Source organism: Kingella bonacorsii, from assembly GCF_016623605.1.
Classification (GTDB): Bacteria; Pseudomonadota; Gammaproteobacteria; order Burkholderiales; family Neisseriaceae; genus Kingella_B; species Kingella_B oralis.
Genome location: NZ_JAEHNZ010000004.1, coordinates 224,702 through 240,507, shown reverse-complemented (window position 1 = coordinate 240,507; position 15,806 = coordinate 224,702). Strand labels below are relative to the sequence as shown.

The window sequence follows — 15,806 nt, the reverse complement described above, 5'->3', positions numbered from 1 at the left end:
GTGTGGTGGTTGGGGTAGGGGGTGGGCATGATTACTCAAACAAATCAGGGCGCAAGTCTTGACGTGTTACAACAGAATTAGTTAGTTTTTCTATCTTGATAGCAGTTTCGGCTGGAATTTTGTTTCTGCCACGAGCCCAGCTATTAACTGTTGTTGGGTGCACACCTAACTCTTTGGCTAATGAGGCTTGACTACCAATAACATTGGCGGCTAATAAAATCGCATCTTGCATCACTTGAATCTCGGAGAGTTTGCTAAAAATGTTTCAAGTATATTTTGAATATACAAACAAGTCAATGATACGGATGCGACAATAAGCTGTGCTGCTAGATAAAATCAGCCATTTAAGGGTTTACTATGCAATACAACTTGGCGCAATGGGTTGCTAATGCAAGAAAACAGGCTAATTTAACGCAAGAGGAGCTGGCGGAAGCGATTGGATTTTCAGGAAAAGGCAGCGTTTCAGCCATTGAGAATGGTAGAAATAAACCTACATTTGACATCATGGTAAAGATTTCAGAAGTTTGTAATTATCCATTGCCGTATCAAAATCAAGTCATCAATAATAATGCGACACATATTCAGGTTGGCGGAAATAATTTTGGCGAAGTATCGTATTCAAATATTACTGAAAATAATCATGCGTTTATAAATTTAGACAACATTACACAGCAAGATTTTATTAAACCATTTATTGTAAAAGTGCCAAATAACGATTTGCATAGTGAAGGTATTTTTAAAGATGATATGCTAACCATTAACCCAAATATCACAGCAAATCATGGAAACTTTGTTTTGGTTCTATCTACTTATGGGCGTGGTTTAATTGCTAAGTTGTTTATTGATTTGAAAAACCAGTACGCCTTAAAGCACAATGAAAGCAATCCCGAGTTGATGCCAGACGACGCGCGAATCATTGGTGTTGTTACAGACCTTAATCGCAAGTTTGGCTAAAAATATGAATAAGGCAGCCTGAAAACATTTTCAGGCTGCCTTTTCATTTGACAATATCAAGTTGTAATCTTAAACTTATTGTGTGCCATTTTGGCACATTTTAAAAGGAATGAGACCATGATGACTTCAACTGCTCCGCGTATTACTGCGCGGATTGATGTGCAAACACAAGATTTATTAAAAGAAGCTGCCCAGTTGGCAGGAATTTCCAGCATCAATTCGTTTGTTTTGCAGGCAGCTTTAAAAGAAGCGAAAGCGATTATTGCGCAGGAGCAAACCATTCAATTAAGCCAAGAAGCCAGCTTGCGTTTAATGGACGCGCTAAATAATCCCCCAGAGCCTAATCCAAAACTACGCCAACTGTTTCAAACCAATTTTGACGAAGTGAACGTGTATGAACGATAACCCAGCCGTGGTGGTTTTAAATAAGGGCGTTGAGCCATTAAATGAAACGCACAACCGAAAGGGTTTTGATTGTGGCGTGCCAGCATTAAATGATTTTTTGCAAAAGTTTGCTGGGCAGAAATCCAATAGAAATCAGGCGCAGACTTATGTTTTATCGGCTGATGACAATGAAACCATTATTGGCTATTTCACGCTTACCATGACGCGGTTTAATTGGCATGAGATAGTGGGCAAGAAAAGTAAAACGGTAGATACGGCTGCGCTGATTGCCCGTTTGGCAGTAGATAAGCGATTTACCGGACAGGGCGTAGGATTGTTTTTGTTGCGTACTGCTTTGGAAAAATTGATTATTGCCAATGATATTTTGGGCGTTCCGATTATTGTTGTAGATGCCAAAGATGGCGTTTCAGCATTTTATGAGACGGTTGGATTTCAATTTTTAGAACAGGGCAGTAGCAGGCTATTTATTACAATGGAAACCATTTTGAATAGCCAAAAGATTAAATAAACAAGGAATTAAGGCAGCCTGAAGACAGGATTTTGTTTTCAGGCTGCCTTTCTATGAATAATTAGTTCCGCAACTGCTCTAAAAGGCTAGGATTGCTATCCAGCATTTTAAACATCATAACCAACAATTTTGGTGGGGCTGCTTTACCTGTTTCGTAGCGAGAAAAAGCATTTACGCCACCGCCAAACAGTTCGCCCGCTTCGCGTTGGCTTAAATTAAGTTTGGCGCGAACATTGCGGATAAAGCTGGGGCTAGCGATTTCATTGTTTACTTGTTTATGAAATTCGCCCATTAAATTCATCATTCGGCGGCTTTCATCAGGCGCGGTTAGCGATTCGCCACACGCAGGGCAAAAATCCGCTTCTACTTGGGGAATAATGGTTGTTTTCCCTTTGTAGGTATAAGGAATATCGCGCACATCGTGCACTAATTCTGCTGCGCCACACACGGGACATTTCATCATAATTAACGCTCCTTGAATGAAACTATTAAAACATCGTCTATTACGGTTAGCTTGATATACAAATCGCCGTAGGGCTCAACGGTTGGGCGATATACATCTTGCCAAATTGTATGGTCTGCATGAGTGGTCATGCTTTTATAGAAGTCTGAACGGTTTAGGTTGCTCACGATATTTTGCATTTCGTCATAATCAATGCCTAAAAGCTCCGCACCAACCAGTGCTACACGGGTTGCGCGGACTTTTTCTTCTGCCAACAAGGCTTTTACTCTTTCTAGGCTGCAATGCGGCGTTCTTTTTTCCATGATGCTCTCAATTAACCAATTAGGTTAATTTTAACCTAAAAGGTTATTTTGTGCAACCATCATTCCCATAAAAAGGCAGCTTGAAAACAGTACTCTTTGTTTTCAGGCTGCCTTTTTGTTGCTCTTGAAGAGCAAATGGCTTGCAATCTATGCCAAATCGGCAATAAAACGACAGATATGACAAAAATAATATTTATATAAATCAATACGATAAAATAAATATCGGCATGAAAATATATTTTTGATAGACTTTCCGATATATTTAAAATATACTTCGCACATCAAAGCAGTACCCCAGTTCTTTAACAATTCGGCAAACGTATCAACCACCCGATGCTTGGTCTTTATCAAGATTGGCGCGTTCCTTTCGTCTTTTTGCGCGGCTTCTTTTTGTGGCTCGGCAGAAATTTTTTCGCTATGAAACGCGGCTAATCTTGTGTGGCTTATCGGTGAAATGCGTATCAAAGGTTGCAGGCGGCATCCAATCCGCCTTAATCAGAATGCCGTGCATACGGGTAGCGCGAGTGCGTCCGTGGACAGGCGGCAGTTGGACGTATCTTGTAATCGCGGCGTATCCGCGATGCGGGGCTAATCCACGGACGCGCCCCCAACGCAGTTTCCCTGCCTTCGGGCATAGCCTGCGCACCCTTTGCCGTGGCGTGTTTTGCGCTCGGCTGGGGATTTGTTTTTCATAGCAAACGGTTTCAGGCTGCTTTTGGGTTTTTGAGTTTTAGTGGCAGCCTGAAAATCGTTTTTTGAGTGGTTTTTATTTTTTTTGTTTTCAGATTTAAGCCTGTTTGGATGTTGATTGGATTGAGCAGGTTTGGGTGTGGGAATTTTTGAAAGAATGATATGGACTTTATTTCTGCTTGGTTGGCTGATTATCCTCTCGCTCCCGCACTTGTGTTTTTGGTGCCTGCGGTTTTGCTGTTGGTCTTTGATGTTTGGGATTATCACTGGGGGCTCAGGTATGACGGGCGTACGCATCTTTTTATGAAGATGGTCTATATTGCTGCTTTTATTGTTGCGGGGTTGCTGGCGGCTTTGGCAGCTGGTTAGTTGATTAAATGATGTCATTGGTTCTGCTGACCACGGGTAGTTCACAGCCTGCAAAATAAGGAGATAAAACACTTCTGAATCCTAAACGCAAGGCTCGTTTGTAGGGCGATTTGGCAACTGTGAACCAAAAAGTGAGTGAGCTTGGTGTGTTACTGTCGTCTGCGTTAATCCAATAGCCTAATTGGATGGTGTCGCTAGGTTGAATGGTTTGTGGGGCATTTTGTGAGAATGTGCCGATGCCGTAATTCAGAATAACGCATTTTCGTTGGCACACGACGGAAACAGAACGCAGTTGATAACATTGTGGCAAACGGCTTAATTCTATTTGCATGGTATCGCCAAACTCTGTGCTGTGTACCAAGGCGATTTTGATGTTGGGTCGGATTTGGTTGCGGACTTGGATATAAGCCAAGATAAACGCAAATGTTGCGACAATCAAACTAAGTATTGAAATGATGATTTCCATGGGCATCTTTCTGTTTTGTGAAAAGGTTTTAGTCGGAAACTTAATCTTAACACGGGTGGTCAGATGCCCACCTTTTCGGGGCAGTCTGAACGTTTGGTTTTTCAGGTTGCCTTTTTAACTTAATCGCATCACTTGGGACGTTTGCTCTTGCAACAGGGCAAACGACGTAAGCGGCTCAGGCGTGTGTGGTGTGATTTCGTATTCGTGTACACGCCATAGTAATGCCTAGGCATAGGCATGAACGCAATCAATTGCTCTTGAGAGACTGAAATATTGTGGTTGCACACAGTATTTTCGGCGTTTGCAGGATAACGTGAACCTGCACGGTTTGCCGCCTGCCGAAGAGGCGGCTTTTTATTAAAAGGATGCGCCATGAGCCGCAAATGGACACAAGAGAAATTACTGGGCATTCTCGCCTATCGCCCATTTATCACCGTTTCCGATTTTGATGCTGCCGATGAGGGCAAACGAAAGTGTGCCATTGCTGCCATGCGTGAGGGTTGGGTGAAGCTGGAACAGCGCACAGGCTATTTTGTAGTGCGACTGGCACGGCAGCCTGAAAATGCCTATACGCGCAGACGGTATGGGCGAATGACTGCGCTGTGAAGCATCTCTTTATCAAACTGTTGTTTGAACACTATGTCGCATTCATCTTTGGATTGCTGTTATGGATTGACGCAGCCATTACCTTTGCTCTGCTATTTCTGTTATCCCTTTTTCCTGATTACCCACAATGGATTCAGGATGGAATAGGGCAGGTGCTGATTTGCCTGCTGCTTATCGTTTTGGTTGTGCCCCTGCTTTTTTGCGTGCTGCGTTTTATGGTGCGCAATGATTTGCGAGCGCATCCCAAACGAATGCTTGCCTATGCCAACGGTGGTTATGCCTATTCCCGTATCTTGCGAGATTGCATGAATGATTACGCCTCGCCCGATAGCGTGTTGTATGCGTTTGAATGGCGGGTGGAGCGGGGGAAACCATAACCTTTTTATTTAATTTTTTCTCAACGGGTATCAAAGCCACCCCAACGGCAGTGGAAAGCCAAAACATTGTGTGCGGTCGTGGAAAACCGAAAAACATTGTGGCAGCGATACCCCCTTTCAGGCGGTCTGAAAATCAATACATCGATTTCAGGCTGCCTTTCCTTTTTCTCAACTAGGAGATTATTATGAAATCCAAACTCGCCATTCTATTAACTGCCGCGCTGCTCGCACCCGGCATAGCATCCGCTGCGCCCGCCAACCCCGCAACCCAGCCTGATTTGCTTACAGGCGACACTAAACTCGCCTGCGAAGCCATTTTGTGCTTATCCAGTGGCACTCGCCCCAGCGAGTGCAATCCGTCTTTGCAACGCTATTTCAGCATTCATCACAAGAAACCGCACAAAACAATTCAAGCGCGGGAGAACTTTTTGAACCTTTGCCCCACATCTGGCGAGAAGGGCATTAAAGAGTTAAATCGCGCCTTGGCAAATGGTGCAGGGCGATGCGATGCCCAAGAGTTAAATCGTGTGATGCGTCGCACCATTGCCGTGCGCGAGTGCAAACCGGTTGCCAATAAAAGCGTTATGGGCAGCAGGGGCAATCGCAAACCCGTGCAAGAGTGCCAAGATGTGCAAAAAGTGGTGGTGCTCAATGCCAAACCATCCTACTGCTCCGCCTATCACAACCACGAATGGACGCGCGTAAGCGACACCGTGAAATATGTGGGCGACCCGAAACAAGGGGGCAAATGGGTGGATGTAGGGCAGTAAAGTAACACTAAGAAAAGGCGAATACATGAAAACTACTGAAGAGAAAATATCATGCGATATACACCACTATAAGCAAACCTTGCGCGAATTTTATTCAAATGCAGCAGCTATTTTGTTGGCTGCAGTAATAGGTTCTGCACTCGTTATTTGCTTTGATATATCCATAGATACCAAAGTAACTTTGGTAAAGTTGCTGATGGGTTGTGGAGTTGTGGGGATTCTTGCTGTTGTGGTGCAGTTTGTGCGATTCGCTAGTAAGAAAAGATAAAGATTTAACTCCTGCTGCGGTTTGTTTCTTCTTCCGTAGCGCTTTACGCCGCCACGATGGGCATATCGTTGGCGGCTTTTTTTGCTTTCAGGCTGCCTGAATGTTGTAGTTGTTCACAATGCAAAAACCATTTCCGAGCTCAAAGTGGTTTTTTTCTTGTGAATAATCATTTGATTGTTGATTTTGAATTTAAATTTGAACTTAGAGAGGTTTTTTAAATGAAAGAAGTGCATTTTGTGGTGCAAGGTAAAGGTGGGGTAGGGAAGTCGTTTTGCGCGTCTATTCTTGGGCAGTATTTGCAAGAAAATTGCAGTGAAGCATTGCATTGCTTTGACACCGACCCTGTTAATGCCACATTCAGTGCCATTACGGCATTAAATCCGAAAGTGGTAAATATTATGACGCAGCATAATACAATTGATACCCGAAATTTTGACGATATGATTGAAAAACTGGTTGCGTTAGATGGTATCGGGTTAATTGATAATGGCGCAGCAACCTTTGTTCCGCTTATGGCATATCTTGCCGAGGCAGATTTGATTCAAATCTTAATAGATAGCGGTGTCCGTGTCGTTATGCACGTCCCTATGAATGGTGGGCAAGCATTGAATGATTGTGTTAAAGGTTTGGCGCAAACGCTCAAAACCACAAAAGCCGATGTGGTTGTATGGCTCAATGACTTTAAGGGTGAAGTGCAGGACGGTGGCAAAGATTTTTTAAAGTTCAAAGTGTACGAAGCCAATAAGGCGCGCATTATGGGTGTGGTTCATATTCCTAACCGCGCGCCCGATACCTTTGGCAAAGATATTTACGACATGACGACAAACAATTTAACTTTTGCCGAAGCCTTAAATAATCACGATTTATTTAAATTGGCAGCACGTTCACGCTTAACTCGTGTACGAAACGAAGTATTTGCACAATTGGCTAAACTCCCCATAGGCAATCAAACACAAGATGCAAACTAACCCCCTCATCCAACCCAACCGCCCACGCAAAATGACCCCGCATCAAGACGATTGGAGCGACAGCATGGGCGGTTTTGCCACAATGGCTACAAATAGCTCCTCGCGCCCACAATGGCAGCCTGAAAGCGAAATCGCGCAACTGCAAACCGAAGTATTCGCGGCTACGGGCATCAAAGTGAGCGAAGATGACCCCATTCTCGCGGTGCTGGTGGTGCAAAAGCGCAATATGCAAGCCTATGCCGAACAGATAGGGCAACAGCAAAACGAGCAGCAGGAAGTGTTCTTGGAGCAGTTCAAGATACAGGCGCAAGCCGTAACCCAAGCGGCGGATAGCCTTGCCGAGCAAAAGCAATATCTGTTAGGCGAGATTATCCGCGCCAACGATGCTTATTTGCAGAATGCGGAAAGCAAGCTGATGGGGTCGGTAGCTGCCAAAATGCGTGAACAAGCCATTGATGAGCAGGATAACTTTTTAGGCAGCCTGAAAAGCCAGTTGATTCTTTCAGGCTGCCTATTCTTATTGGCACAGATTATCTTGTTGGGCGCATTTTGGTTTTTGAAGTGAAGCAGGCAAAGTGAGCAAACCATGCAAAACCCAGCACCCATCATTACCACGGTAAAGGTCAATCCTAGCTTCATCCCCGAAGACAAAGATTACCCGCACTTTCGTTTAATCCCAATAACCACCGATACAGGCAAATATCATTGCCTGTATCTTTTTTTAAACCCCAAAGAACGAATGCTGCTAGAAGCCCGAGCCAAACGCCACGTCATTATCAAACGACTGACACAGTTAACCGAACACGCACCACTGACGATTTTTGAGACCATTGCGCGATAGTGCGGAAAGGGACACCCCATGAGCCTTGAAACCTACAACGTCGCCCAAGCCGCTGCCTATCTCAAATGCCATCCCGAAACGGTGCGCGAAATGATACGCAGCGGCAAACTTATTGCCGCCAAAGTCGGACGCAGCTATTGCATTCGCCAAATCCATCTTGACGCGCTCATTGCCGAAGCTGAAAATCAAGCTGTGCAGGCATTGGCTCGCAGCAGGAGTAAACAACAATGCCCAAATCAACTCAAAGCAGTCAATCAAACAAACCTAAACGACAGCCTAAAAAACAAACAGGCTTATACCAACGAAACGGCACTTGGTATCTTGACATCAGGACAGAAAGCGGCGAAAGAATTAGACGCTCTACTGGCACACAAGACTACCAACAAGCCAAAAAATTGTTGGAACAACTGAAACACGAATTGTGGCAACAGCAACATCTCAATGTTCGTCCCAAACATCTTTGGGACGAAGCCGCAGCCAAATGGTTGAAAGAAAGGCAAGACAAAAAAAGCATCCGTAGCGATATTGGACGCTTGCGTGCATTGGGCGCGTTACGCGGTAAGGATTTAGCCAGTTTAGACCGCCGCACCATCATGCAAACCGTGATTGCCTTGCCTTGCGGTAACAGCACCAAAAACCGTTATCTTGCCCTCATCCGAGCCATCTTGAACAAAGCCGCGCGCGAATGGGAATGGCTGGAGCATGCGCCACGGCTAACGCTGTACCAAGAACCCAAAAAACGCATCCGCTGGCTCAAACCTGCCGAAGCGCAAAAGTTGTTAGATGTGCTTGCCCGGCGCAATACCCTATTGCACGATTTAGCCGCCTTCTCTTTGGCAACAGGTTTACGCCAACGCAACGTGTTGGAATTGAAGTGGGAACAAATAGACATCCAGCGGCGCACCGCATGGATAAACGCCGACCAAACAAAAGGCGGGCAAGCTATTGGCGTTCCGCTCAATCAAACCGCCCTCCACATTCTGCAACAACAAAAACGTTGCGCCGTGTATGTATTTACCCAAAACAACGGTAAAAAACTGCACAGCATCAGCAGCAGAATATGGAAAGGCTGCCTGAAAGAAGCAGGTATCCACGATTTCAGATGGCACGACTTGCGCCATACATGGGCAAGTTGGTTAATCCAACGCGGCGTACCGATTGCCGTTTTGAAAGAAATGGGCGGTTGGGAAAATGCCAAGATGGTAGAGCGATATGCCCATCTATCATCCGAACATTTGCTGGTTCATGCGGATGTGTTGGACACAATTTGGACACAAGAAAATAATAAGAGCCATTGCTCTATAAAAGAAAACCGCCTAAACAATTGTTTAGACGGCATAAATTTGGCTCCCCGAGCTGGGCTCGAACCAGCGACCTGCGGATTAACAGTCCGTCGCTCTACCGACTGAGCTATCGGGGAATGAAGTCGCGCATTATGCTTAGCTTTGCTTGCGTTGTCAAACGGTTTCCGCCAGCGGGATAACAATCAAATGAAATTAAACAGAATTATTTTCAGGCTGCCTATTGTAGTGTTGATAGGCGCGGCGGGCGAGATAAAGGGCGATGCCGCTGCCCGCCATATCGGCAAGAGCATCGAACGGGTCGCCTTGGCGTGTTTGGGTGAACAGGTGTTGGGCGATTTCGCTGCTGATGGCGTAGCACAGGGCGAAGAAAAACAGGGCGGCGATGGGCGGGCGTTTGCGCTCGGCGAGCCATGCTTTGGCGAGCAGCCATGTTTGGGCGAAAAACAGGGCGGCATGGGCGATTTTGTCAAAATGGGGAAACGGCGGGGCGAGGTGGCTGTTGCTTTCGCGGAAGATGAGGCTGTATATGCCTGCGATGAGCCACAATAGGGCGGCGGCGAGCCATTTGTTTTTGGGGAGCGTCATGCGAGTTCGTTGAGAAATTGTTGGCATTGTTGGGCGAGGGCTTGGAATTTGCCGCCGCGCGTGGCGAGGATGTCGCGCCATTGGGCGATTTCTTCGCGGTCGGGTGCTTGGTCTAGGCTGCATTCTTCCAGCAGAAATTGCAGGGTTTCTTGCACTTCGCCGTAGCCGGCGGTTTGGATGAGTTGGGCAAGTTCGGTCATTTGGGTGTCCTTTTTGCTTTTGACTGCGCGGGATGGCTTTTCAGGCTGCCTTTGGGTGGAAACTGAGCTGTTTTGCAAACAAGGTCTGCTTTATGGTTTTCAGGCTGCCTTAGGGCTATCGCGCGGGCGTTGAGGCAGCCTGAAACGGGCTGCGCGGATTATAGCGTGTTGGCAGCTTTTTGGGTTTTGTGGGAAAATTCGGGCATTGATTTTTTGGAGTGGCACGATGCTGGACAGGGAAGGATACCGACCGAATGTCGGTATTATTTTGCTCAATCAGGATAATCGTGTGTTTTGGGGAAAGCGCGTGCGCGAACATGCGTGGCAGTTTCCGCAGGGTGGGATTAAGCCCGGGGAAAGCCCTGAAACGGCGATGTATCGTGAGTTGTTTGAAGAGGTGGGCTTGCTGCCGCAGCACGTTAAACTTTTGGGGCGCACGCGCGATTGGCTGCGCTATGATGTGCCGAATAATTGGGTGCGGCGCGAATGGCGCGGCTCGTACCGCGGGCAAAAGCAGATTTGGTTTTTGCTGCGCTTTGTGGGACAGGATAGCGATATGCATTTGCGCGCTACGCAGCAGCCTGAATTTGACGGCTGGCGTTGGCACGAATATTGGGCGCCGATTGACGAAGTTATTGAATTTAAACGTTATGTTTACGAGCGCGCGCTCACGGAATTATCGCGGCATTTGCGCGGTTTGGAGAGCATGGGCGAGTTTCACGCGCGGCAGTTGGAATTGCGGCAGGCGGCGCGTGCGCAGGATTTGGCAGCGAAGGAGTCGCCATGAATCGGAATACTTATTTAATCGTTGCGCTGTTGGCGATTGGTTTTGGCACGTTCAGCAATTATGCCATTGTGGGTAGCACGGGCTCCGGCTCGGGCAGCCGCGCTTATCTGCCCGGCGGCTCGGGTTACGGCGGCTATTCGGGCGGGCACAAATGAGCGCTTATCGCCCCGGCGTGCATGGTTTGCTGGATTTATATGGCTGCCCTGCGGTGCTGTTGCGCGATGCAGCGGCGTTGGAAGGCGCGATGCGGGCAGCGGCGCAGCAGGCGGGGGCAACGATTTTGTCGGCGCATTTTCACACGTTTGGCGCGGGCGGCGGCGTAACGGGCGTGCTGCTGCTGGCGGAATCGCACATCACGATTCACACTTGGGCGGAACACAGCTTTGCGGCGGCGGATATTTTTCTTTGCGGCAGCCTGAAACCCGAAACGGCGGCGCAATCGTTGCAAACCACCTTGCGCGCACAATCGGCAACATGGCGCGAATATCCGCGCGGCGAGCGATTGTTTGACGCAGCCTGAAAACAGATTTCAGGCTGCCGTTTGCTGTTTCAGGCTGCCTTCCTATGCACACCATCTGCACCCATTGCCATACTCCGTTTACCCTTTCCGCCGACGCGCAGGATTTTGTAACCCGCATGCAGTCCACGGGCTTGCAGCTGGTGATGATTGAATGCCCGCATTGCCAGCAAACCACAGGCTACACCGACAACCCCAAACTCACCGCCCCGCCCGACGACGGCTTTCGCCAGCCCTGCCTCGAGCCCAATTGCGACGGCATCGTGTGCCACGTGTTCAATGAAACCGAAGATTTTTACGGCTGCGGCGAATGCGGCGAAATTTGGGCAACGCTGGATGATTTTCAGGCTGCCCACAAATGCATTAAGGCAGCCTGAAACGCCCTTTAACCCAATCAACAAAAGGAAACCAACATGAACTTCCCCCCCCGCCAAGCCCCCATCAGCCGCATGCGCCGTATGCGCCGCGACGATTTCAGCCGCCGCCTAATGCGCGAACACACGCTCACGCCCGACGATTTGATTTACCCCGTGTTCGTATTGGAAGGGCAAAACCGCGAAGAAGCCATCGCCTCCATGCCCAAAATCAAACGCCAAAGCATTGATTTACTATTAAAAACTGCCGAACACGCCTGCCAACTGGGCATCCCCATGCTCGCGCTGTTCCCCGTGGTTACGCAAAACAAAACCGCCGACGCACGCGAAGCCTACAACCCCGAAGGCTTGGTGCAAACCACCGTGCGCGCCCTGCGCCGCGAATTCCCCGAGCTGGGCATTATGACCGATGTCGCGCTAGACCCCTACACGCTCAGCGGGCAAGACGGCTTAACCGACAGCACAGGCTATGTGCTCAACGACGAAACCATAGAAGTGCTGGTGAAACAAGCGTTAAGCCACGCTGAAGCAGGCGCGCAAGTGGTCGCCCCATCCGACATGATGGACGGGCGCATCGCCGCCATCCGCGTCGCCCTAGAAAACGCAGGGCACATCCACACCCGCATCATGGCGTATTCCGCCAAATACGCCTCCGCGTTCTACGGGCCGTTCCGCGACGCGGTGGGCAGCGCGGGCAATTTGGGCAAATCGTCCAAAGAACAATATCAGCAAGACCCCGCCAACAGCAACGAAGCCTTGCACGAAGTGGCGTTGGACATCATGGAAGGCGCGGATATGGTGATGGTGAAACCGGGCTTGCCGTATTTAGACGTGGTGCGCCGCGTGAAAGACGAATTTGGCGTGCCCACCTTTGCCTACCAAGTGTCGGGCGAATACGCGATGCTGCAATCGGCAATTGACAACGGTTTTTTGGACGGCGACAAAGTGATTTTGGAAAGCCTGCTCGCCTTTAAACGCGCGGGCGCGGATGGGATTTTGACGTATTACGCGATAGAGGCGGCGGAGCAGTTGGCGCGGTTGGGGTAATTAGAAATAACCCTGCTCATTGCTAACACTTAGGTTTTGCAAAAAGTTTAGGCAGCCTGAAAACGGGAAATCCCTTTTCAGGCTGCCTTTGGCGTTTGGGTGTTTGTGTTCAGGCGGTCATTTGCTCGCTCATAAAGTCAATAAAGCTGCGCACTTTGGCTTTCATGTATTGGCGGTTGGCATACACGGCGTAGAACGGCGGGCTGCTCATCGGGCATTCGGGCAGGAGGCGGATGAGCCTGCCGGTGGTGATGTCGTCGTCGGCCAGCCATGCGGGCATATAGCCGATGCCAATATGGGCGCGGATGAGCGCGGCGACCATTTGGGTGTGGTTGCTGCGCATTTTGCTGCCTTGGAATTCGAGCGGCACGGTTTTGCCTTGGTATTCGGTCATCATGCGGGACAAATCCACATAGGTGGGGAGGATGGCAGGGTGCCGGGTAAGGTCTTGCGGGGCGCGGGGCATGCCGTGCCGGTCGAGGTGGGTGGGGGTGGCGACGAGGTAGAAGGGGATGTTGCCCAGCCGTTTGGCGATGATGTTTTCGGCGAGGCTATCGGATAGGCGCAGGGCGAGGTCTTCGCCGTCGCTGTTTAAATCGACATGGCGGTTGGAGAGGGTGAGTTCTATTTCTACATCGGGGTAGCGGCTTTGGTAGGCGGCGAGCATGCGGGCGAATTTGTCGCAGGCAAACCAAACGGGGGCGGCGATGCGCAGCGTGCCTTGGGGGTGGTTGGCGCCTGCGCTGGCGTGTTCGGCGGCTTGGGCGAGCAGTTCCAGCGCGCTTTGGCAGTCGCGGTAGTAGGCATCGCCTTGCTCGGTGAGTTTCAGACTGCGGTTGTTGCGGTAGAGCAGTTGTGCGCCGATGGTTTTTTCTAGGTGGGAGACGTGTTTGCTTGCCATGGGGATGGAGATGTTGAGCAGGTCGGCGGCGCGGGTGAAGCTGCCGCTTTGCACGACTTGGCAGAAGACTTTCATGCTCAGTAGGGTGTCCATGGTGGGCTTTCCGGTTGTGATGCGGTTGGTTGGATGTTTCAGGCTGCCTTTGGGGGCGGGGAATGGGGTTGGCGCGGCGCGGGGCAATCGTGCGCGCTTGGGGCAGCCTGAAAATGGGGTAGGGCGGCGGGATGGCGAACGCTTGCGCTTGTGCTGGCGATGCGCGCTTGGCGCAGCCGTGTTTTCAGGCTGCCGTTTGGATTTTGCAAAGGCGTGCCAACTCGTTTTCAGGCTGCCTACGCCGCTTCCCAATAATCCACATAAAGCTGCAATTCGGTGTTGCCGCGCCATTCGTTTACCGTGGGGCGATACACCACGCGGATGTCGCGCGGCAGGGTGTCTTCGCAGCGCCAAAACATGGCTTCGAACTCTTGCCCTTCTTTGGTGAGCCATGCTTTGGTGTGTTTTTTGTCTGCGCCCATGCTTTGCTGGCGGAGCACTTGAAACGTGTCGGCGAAGCTGGGCGGCGGGAAGCCTTGCCCCCAAATTTGCGCGTTGATGAGCTGGGCGTTGGCAAGCGTGATGTCGCTGGCTTTCAGGCTGCCGTCGGTGAGATAGGTTTGCGAGAGCGTGTCTTCGTTGACTTGGCTGCGCACGATGTCTTCAAACAAATCGCCAAAGGTTTTCAGGCTGCCTGAACGCAGCGTGAGCCCCGCCGCCATCGCGTGTCCGCCAAATTTGATGATGATGTCGGGGGCGCGTTTGGAGATGGCATCCAGCACGTCGCGCAGATGCACGCCTGCGATGCTGCGCCCCGAGCCGCGATAGTTGCCGCCGTCGTCGGGGGCGAACACAAACACGGGACGGTAAAATTTTTCTTTCAAACGGCTGGCAACAATGCCCACCACGCCTTGATGAAAGCTGTCGCGGTACATGCACAGCGTGGTTTGCTCGCGGGGCAACGCGCTGGGGCATTCGGCGAGAATGTCGGTGAGCATTTCTTGTTCAATTTCTTGGCGCGTTTGGTTGAGTTCGTTGAGTTCGCTGGCCATGTTTTCGGCTTCGTTCAGGCTGCCTGAAAGCAGGCAGGCGATGCCGATGGACATATCGTCCAGCCGTCCTGCGGCGTTGATGCGCGGGGCGATTTTGTAGCCAAAGTCAAACGGCTGCGCTTTTTGCGCGCTGCATCGGGCGGTTTGGAATAGGGCGCGGATGCCGTGGCTCATTTTGCCTGCGCGGATGCGTTTTAAGCCTTGCGATACGAGAATGCGGTTGTTGTGGTCCAGCGGCACGACATCGGCGACTGTGCCGAGTGCCACAAGGTCTAATAATTCGTCTAATTTGGGCTCGGCGATGGCAGGGCAGCCTGAAAAGTAATTCCGCGCACGCAATTCGGCACGCAGCGCAATCAACACATAAAAAATCACGCCCACGCCTGCCATGCTTTTGCTGGGAAAGGCGCAGCCGCGCTGGTTGGGGTTCACAATAATGCAATCGGGAATCACGCTGCCTGCGATGTGGTGGTCGGTAACGATAACGTCCAGCCCCAGCGATTGGGCGCGGGCCACGCCTTCTGCGCTGCTGATGCCGTTGTCCACGGTAACAATCAAATCTGCGCCTTTGGCGTGGGCGATATTCGCCAGCTCGGGGGTAAGCCCGTAGCCGTGTTCAAAACGGTTGGGCACAAAAAAATCTACCGCCGCGCCCATGCTCGCCAGCCCTTTCATGGCAACGCTGCACGCGGTTGCGCCATCGGCATCGTAGTCGGCAATAATCAGGATTTTTTGCTGCGATTGGATGGCATCGGCTAGGCGGCTGGCGGCGGCGGTGCAGTTGGTGAGCTGGGTGTAGGGGATAAGCTGTTTCAGGCTGTCGTTGAGTTCGCTGCTGTTGGCAACGTTGCGCGCGGCGTAAAGCTGGGCGATGAGCGGGTTTGCGCCTGCGGCTTGCAGGGCAGATTGAAGCTGGCGATTGATGGGACGGGTGGCGATGCGTTTGGTGTGGGACATGGTGGGCAATCAATAAAGAAGCAGCCGAGGCTGCCTGAAAGGGAGGAATAATCGTTGCCGTT

The 15,806-nt window shown here is 50.1% G+C and carries 26 protein-coding genes, 1 tRNA gene and 1 pseudogene; 18 read left to right on the top strand and 10 right to left on the bottom strand.

The genetic code is table 11. The annotated features are described in order from the left end of the window. Positions 1–31 precede the first annotated feature (31 nt). Positions 32–232, bottom strand: coding sequence for a transcriptional regulator (locus tag JDW22_RS11790; protein ID WP_003793632.1), 201 nt, complete (start codon positions 230–232; stop codon positions 32–34). A 125-nt stretch (positions 233–357) separates the two neighbouring features. Here JDW22_RS11790 and JDW22_RS11785 point away from each other — a divergent pair, with 125 nt between their 5' ends. The 3 genes from JDW22_RS11785 (at position 358) to JDW22_RS11775 (ending at position 1,867) form a co-directional block, all read left to right on the top strand. After that, positions 358–954 carry a helix-turn-helix domain-containing protein gene (locus JDW22_RS11785; protein ID WP_003793634.1) on the top strand — a complete coding sequence of 199 codons (597 nt, stop codon included), beginning with the start codon at positions 358–360 and terminating at the stop codon, positions 952–954. A gap of 117 nt (positions 955–1,071) precedes the next feature. Beyond that, a complete protein-coding gene (locus tag JDW22_RS11780; RefSeq protein WP_003793636.1) occupies positions 1,072–1,359 on the top strand; it encodes a type II toxin-antitoxin system TacA family antitoxin in 288 nt (95 codons plus the stop codon). Further along, positions 1,349–1,867: a GNAT family N-acetyltransferase gene (locus tag JDW22_RS11775; protein ID WP_003793638.1), complete on the top strand. Its 519-nt coding sequence runs from the start codon at positions 1,349–1,351 to the stop codon at positions 1,865–1,867. The genes JDW22_RS11780 and JDW22_RS11775 overlap by 11 nt, the downstream gene beginning before the upstream one ends. Before the next feature lie 61 nt (positions 1,868–1,928). Here the strand turns inward: JDW22_RS11775 and JDW22_RS11770 are convergent, their stop codons facing one another. Next, positions 1,929–2,330: a type II TA system antitoxin MqsA family protein gene (locus JDW22_RS11770; RefSeq protein WP_003793641.1), complete on the bottom strand. Its 402-nt coding sequence runs from the start codon at positions 2,328–2,330 to the stop codon at positions 1,929–1,931. 2 nt (positions 2,331–2,332) lie between these two features. Continuing rightward, on the bottom strand, positions 2,333–2,632 hold the full coding sequence (locus JDW22_RS11765; RefSeq protein ID WP_003793643.1) for a type II toxin-antitoxin system MqsR family toxin: 300 nt from the start codon (positions 2,630–2,632) through the stop codon (positions 2,333–2,335). Between the two features lie 852 nt (positions 2,633–3,484). On the opposite strand from JDW22_RS11765, the gene JDW22_RS11760 reads away from it, so the two are divergent. After that, a complete protein-coding gene (locus tag JDW22_RS11760; protein ID WP_040558068.1) occupies positions 3,485–3,691 on the top strand; it encodes a hypothetical protein in 207 nt (68 codons plus the stop codon). Positions 3,692–3,695: 4 nt separating this feature from the next. Here JDW22_RS11760 and JDW22_RS11755 read toward each other — a convergent pair whose 3' ends face one another. After that, positions 3,696–4,157: a hypothetical protein gene (locus JDW22_RS11755; RefSeq protein ID WP_003793647.1), complete on the bottom strand. Its 462-nt coding sequence runs from the start codon at positions 4,155–4,157 to the stop codon at positions 3,696–3,698. A gap of 372 nt (positions 4,158–4,529) precedes the next feature. Between JDW22_RS11755 and JDW22_RS11750 the strand changes: the two genes are divergently transcribed. The 9 genes and pseudogenes from JDW22_RS11750 to JDW22_RS13750 form a co-directional block, all read left to right on the top strand. Continuing rightward, complete coding sequence (locus tag JDW22_RS11750) at positions 4,530–4,763, top strand: hypothetical protein (RefSeq protein ID WP_003793648.1); 234 nt, start codon at positions 4,530–4,532, stop codon at positions 4,761–4,763. Further along, on the top strand, positions 4,760–5,140 hold the full coding sequence (locus JDW22_RS11745; protein ID WP_003793649.1) for a hypothetical protein: 381 nt from the start codon (positions 4,760–4,762) through the stop codon (positions 5,138–5,140). The genes JDW22_RS11750 and JDW22_RS11745 overlap by 4 nt, the downstream gene beginning before the upstream one ends. Before the next feature lie 185 nt (positions 5,141–5,325). Next, positions 5,326–5,910, top strand: coding sequence for a TrbM/KikA/MpfK family conjugal transfer protein (locus tag JDW22_RS11740; RefSeq protein ID WP_003793651.1), 585 nt, complete (start codon positions 5,326–5,328; stop codon positions 5,908–5,910). Between the two features lie 25 nt (positions 5,911–5,935). Beyond that, the gene (locus JDW22_RS11735; RefSeq protein ID WP_003793652.1) at positions 5,936–6,178 is read left to right on the top strand and encodes a hypothetical protein; all 243 of its coding nucleotides are present in this window, start codon (positions 5,936–5,938) and stop codon (positions 6,176–6,178) included. A gap of 218 nt (positions 6,179–6,396) precedes the next feature. Next, a complete protein-coding gene (locus tag JDW22_RS11730; RefSeq protein WP_200523207.1) occupies positions 6,397–7,146 on the top strand; it encodes a P-loop NTPase family protein in 750 nt (249 codons plus the stop codon). Beyond that, positions 7,136–7,711, top strand: a complete 576-nt coding sequence (locus JDW22_RS11725) for a hypothetical protein (RefSeq protein WP_200523206.1) — start codon at positions 7,136–7,138, stop codon at positions 7,709–7,711. The genes JDW22_RS11730 and JDW22_RS11725 overlap by 11 nt, the downstream gene beginning before the upstream one ends. A 21-nt stretch (positions 7,712–7,732) precedes the next feature. Then, entirely contained in the window at positions 7,733–7,987 is a 255-nt protein-coding gene (locus JDW22_RS11720; protein ID WP_200523205.1) for a lipopolysaccharide heptosyltransferase, read from the top strand. 18 nt (positions 7,988–8,005) lie between these two features. Further along, the gene (locus JDW22_RS11715; RefSeq protein ID WP_200523204.1) at positions 8,006–8,398 is read left to right on the top strand and encodes a helix-turn-helix domain-containing protein; all 393 of its coding nucleotides are present in this window, start codon (positions 8,006–8,008) and stop codon (positions 8,396–8,398) included. Between the two features lie 182 nt (positions 8,399–8,580). Continuing rightward, positions 8,581–9,159: pseudogene (locus JDW22_RS13750) on the top strand (tyrosine-type recombinase/integrase); the annotation flags it as partial. Between the two features lie 172 nt (positions 9,160–9,331). On the opposite strand, the gene JDW22_RS11705 reads toward JDW22_RS13750, so the two are convergent. From JDW22_RS11705 to JDW22_RS11695, 3 genes are all read right to left on the bottom strand, one after another. Then, a tRNA-Asn gene (locus JDW22_RS11705) sits at positions 9,332–9,407 on the bottom strand. Between the two features lie 76 nt (positions 9,408–9,483). Then, entirely contained in the window at positions 9,484–9,876 is a 393-nt protein-coding gene (locus tag JDW22_RS11700; protein ID WP_003793658.1) for a VanZ family protein, read from the bottom strand. Further along, complete coding sequence (locus JDW22_RS11695) at positions 9,873–10,076, bottom strand: hypothetical protein (RefSeq protein ID WP_003793659.1); 204 nt, start codon at positions 10,074–10,076, stop codon at positions 9,873–9,875. The genes JDW22_RS11700 and JDW22_RS11695 overlap by 4 nt, the downstream gene beginning before the upstream one ends. A 226-nt stretch (positions 10,077–10,302) precedes the next feature. On the opposite strand from JDW22_RS11695, the gene JDW22_RS11690 reads away from it, so the two are divergent. Genes JDW22_RS11690 through hemB form a run of 5 tightly spaced genes read left to right on the top strand, consistent with a single transcriptional unit; the run spans position 10,303 to position 12,801 of the window. Next, positions 10,303–10,863: an RNA pyrophosphohydrolase gene (locus JDW22_RS11690; RefSeq protein ID WP_003793661.1), complete on the top strand. Its 561-nt coding sequence runs from the start codon at positions 10,303–10,305 to the stop codon at positions 10,861–10,863. Next, positions 10,860–11,018: a hypothetical protein gene (locus tag JDW22_RS11685; RefSeq protein ID WP_003793662.1), complete on the top strand. Its 159-nt coding sequence runs from the start codon at positions 10,860–10,862 to the stop codon at positions 11,016–11,018. The genes JDW22_RS11690 and JDW22_RS11685 overlap by 4 nt, the downstream gene beginning before the upstream one ends. Then, positions 11,015–11,383 (top strand): adenosylmethionine decarboxylase, encoded by a 369-nt coding sequence (speD, locus tag JDW22_RS11680; protein ID WP_200523203.1) that lies wholly within the window; start codon positions 11,015–11,017, stop codon positions 11,381–11,383. Before JDW22_RS11685 ends, speD begins: the two co-directional genes overlap by 4 nt. A gap of 44 nt (positions 11,384–11,427) precedes the next feature. Continuing rightward, the gene (locus JDW22_RS11675; RefSeq protein ID WP_200523202.1) at positions 11,428–11,757 is read left to right on the top strand and encodes a hypothetical protein; all 330 of its coding nucleotides are present in this window, start codon (positions 11,428–11,430) and stop codon (positions 11,755–11,757) included. Positions 11,758–11,793: 36 nt separating this feature from the next. Continuing rightward, positions 11,794–12,801 carry a porphobilinogen synthase gene (gene hemB / locus JDW22_RS11670; protein ID WP_003793665.1) on the top strand — a complete coding sequence of 336 codons (1,008 nt, stop codon included), beginning with the start codon at positions 11,794–11,796 and terminating at the stop codon, positions 12,799–12,801. Between the two features lie 109 nt (positions 12,802–12,910). Here the strand turns inward: hemB and JDW22_RS11665 are convergent, their stop codons facing one another. The 3 genes from JDW22_RS11665 to recJ are packed head-to-tail and all read right to left on the bottom strand — an operon-like array spanning position 12,911 to position 15,744. Continuing rightward, positions 12,911–13,795, bottom strand: coding sequence for a LysR family transcriptional regulator (locus tag JDW22_RS11665; RefSeq protein ID WP_200523201.1), 885 nt, complete (start codon positions 13,793–13,795; stop codon positions 12,911–12,913). Positions 13,796–13,833: 38 nt separating this feature from the next. Continuing rightward, positions 13,834–14,004, bottom strand: a complete 171-nt coding sequence (locus JDW22_RS11660; RefSeq protein WP_200523200.1) for a hypothetical protein — start codon at positions 14,002–14,004, stop codon at positions 13,834–13,836. 27 nt (positions 14,005–14,031) lie between these two features. Further along, on the bottom strand, positions 14,032–15,744 hold the full coding sequence (recJ, locus tag JDW22_RS11655) for a single-stranded-DNA-specific exonuclease RecJ (protein ID WP_200523199.1): 1,713 nt from the start codon (positions 15,742–15,744) through the stop codon (positions 14,032–14,034). Between the last annotated feature and the right edge of the window lie 62 nt (positions 15,745–15,806).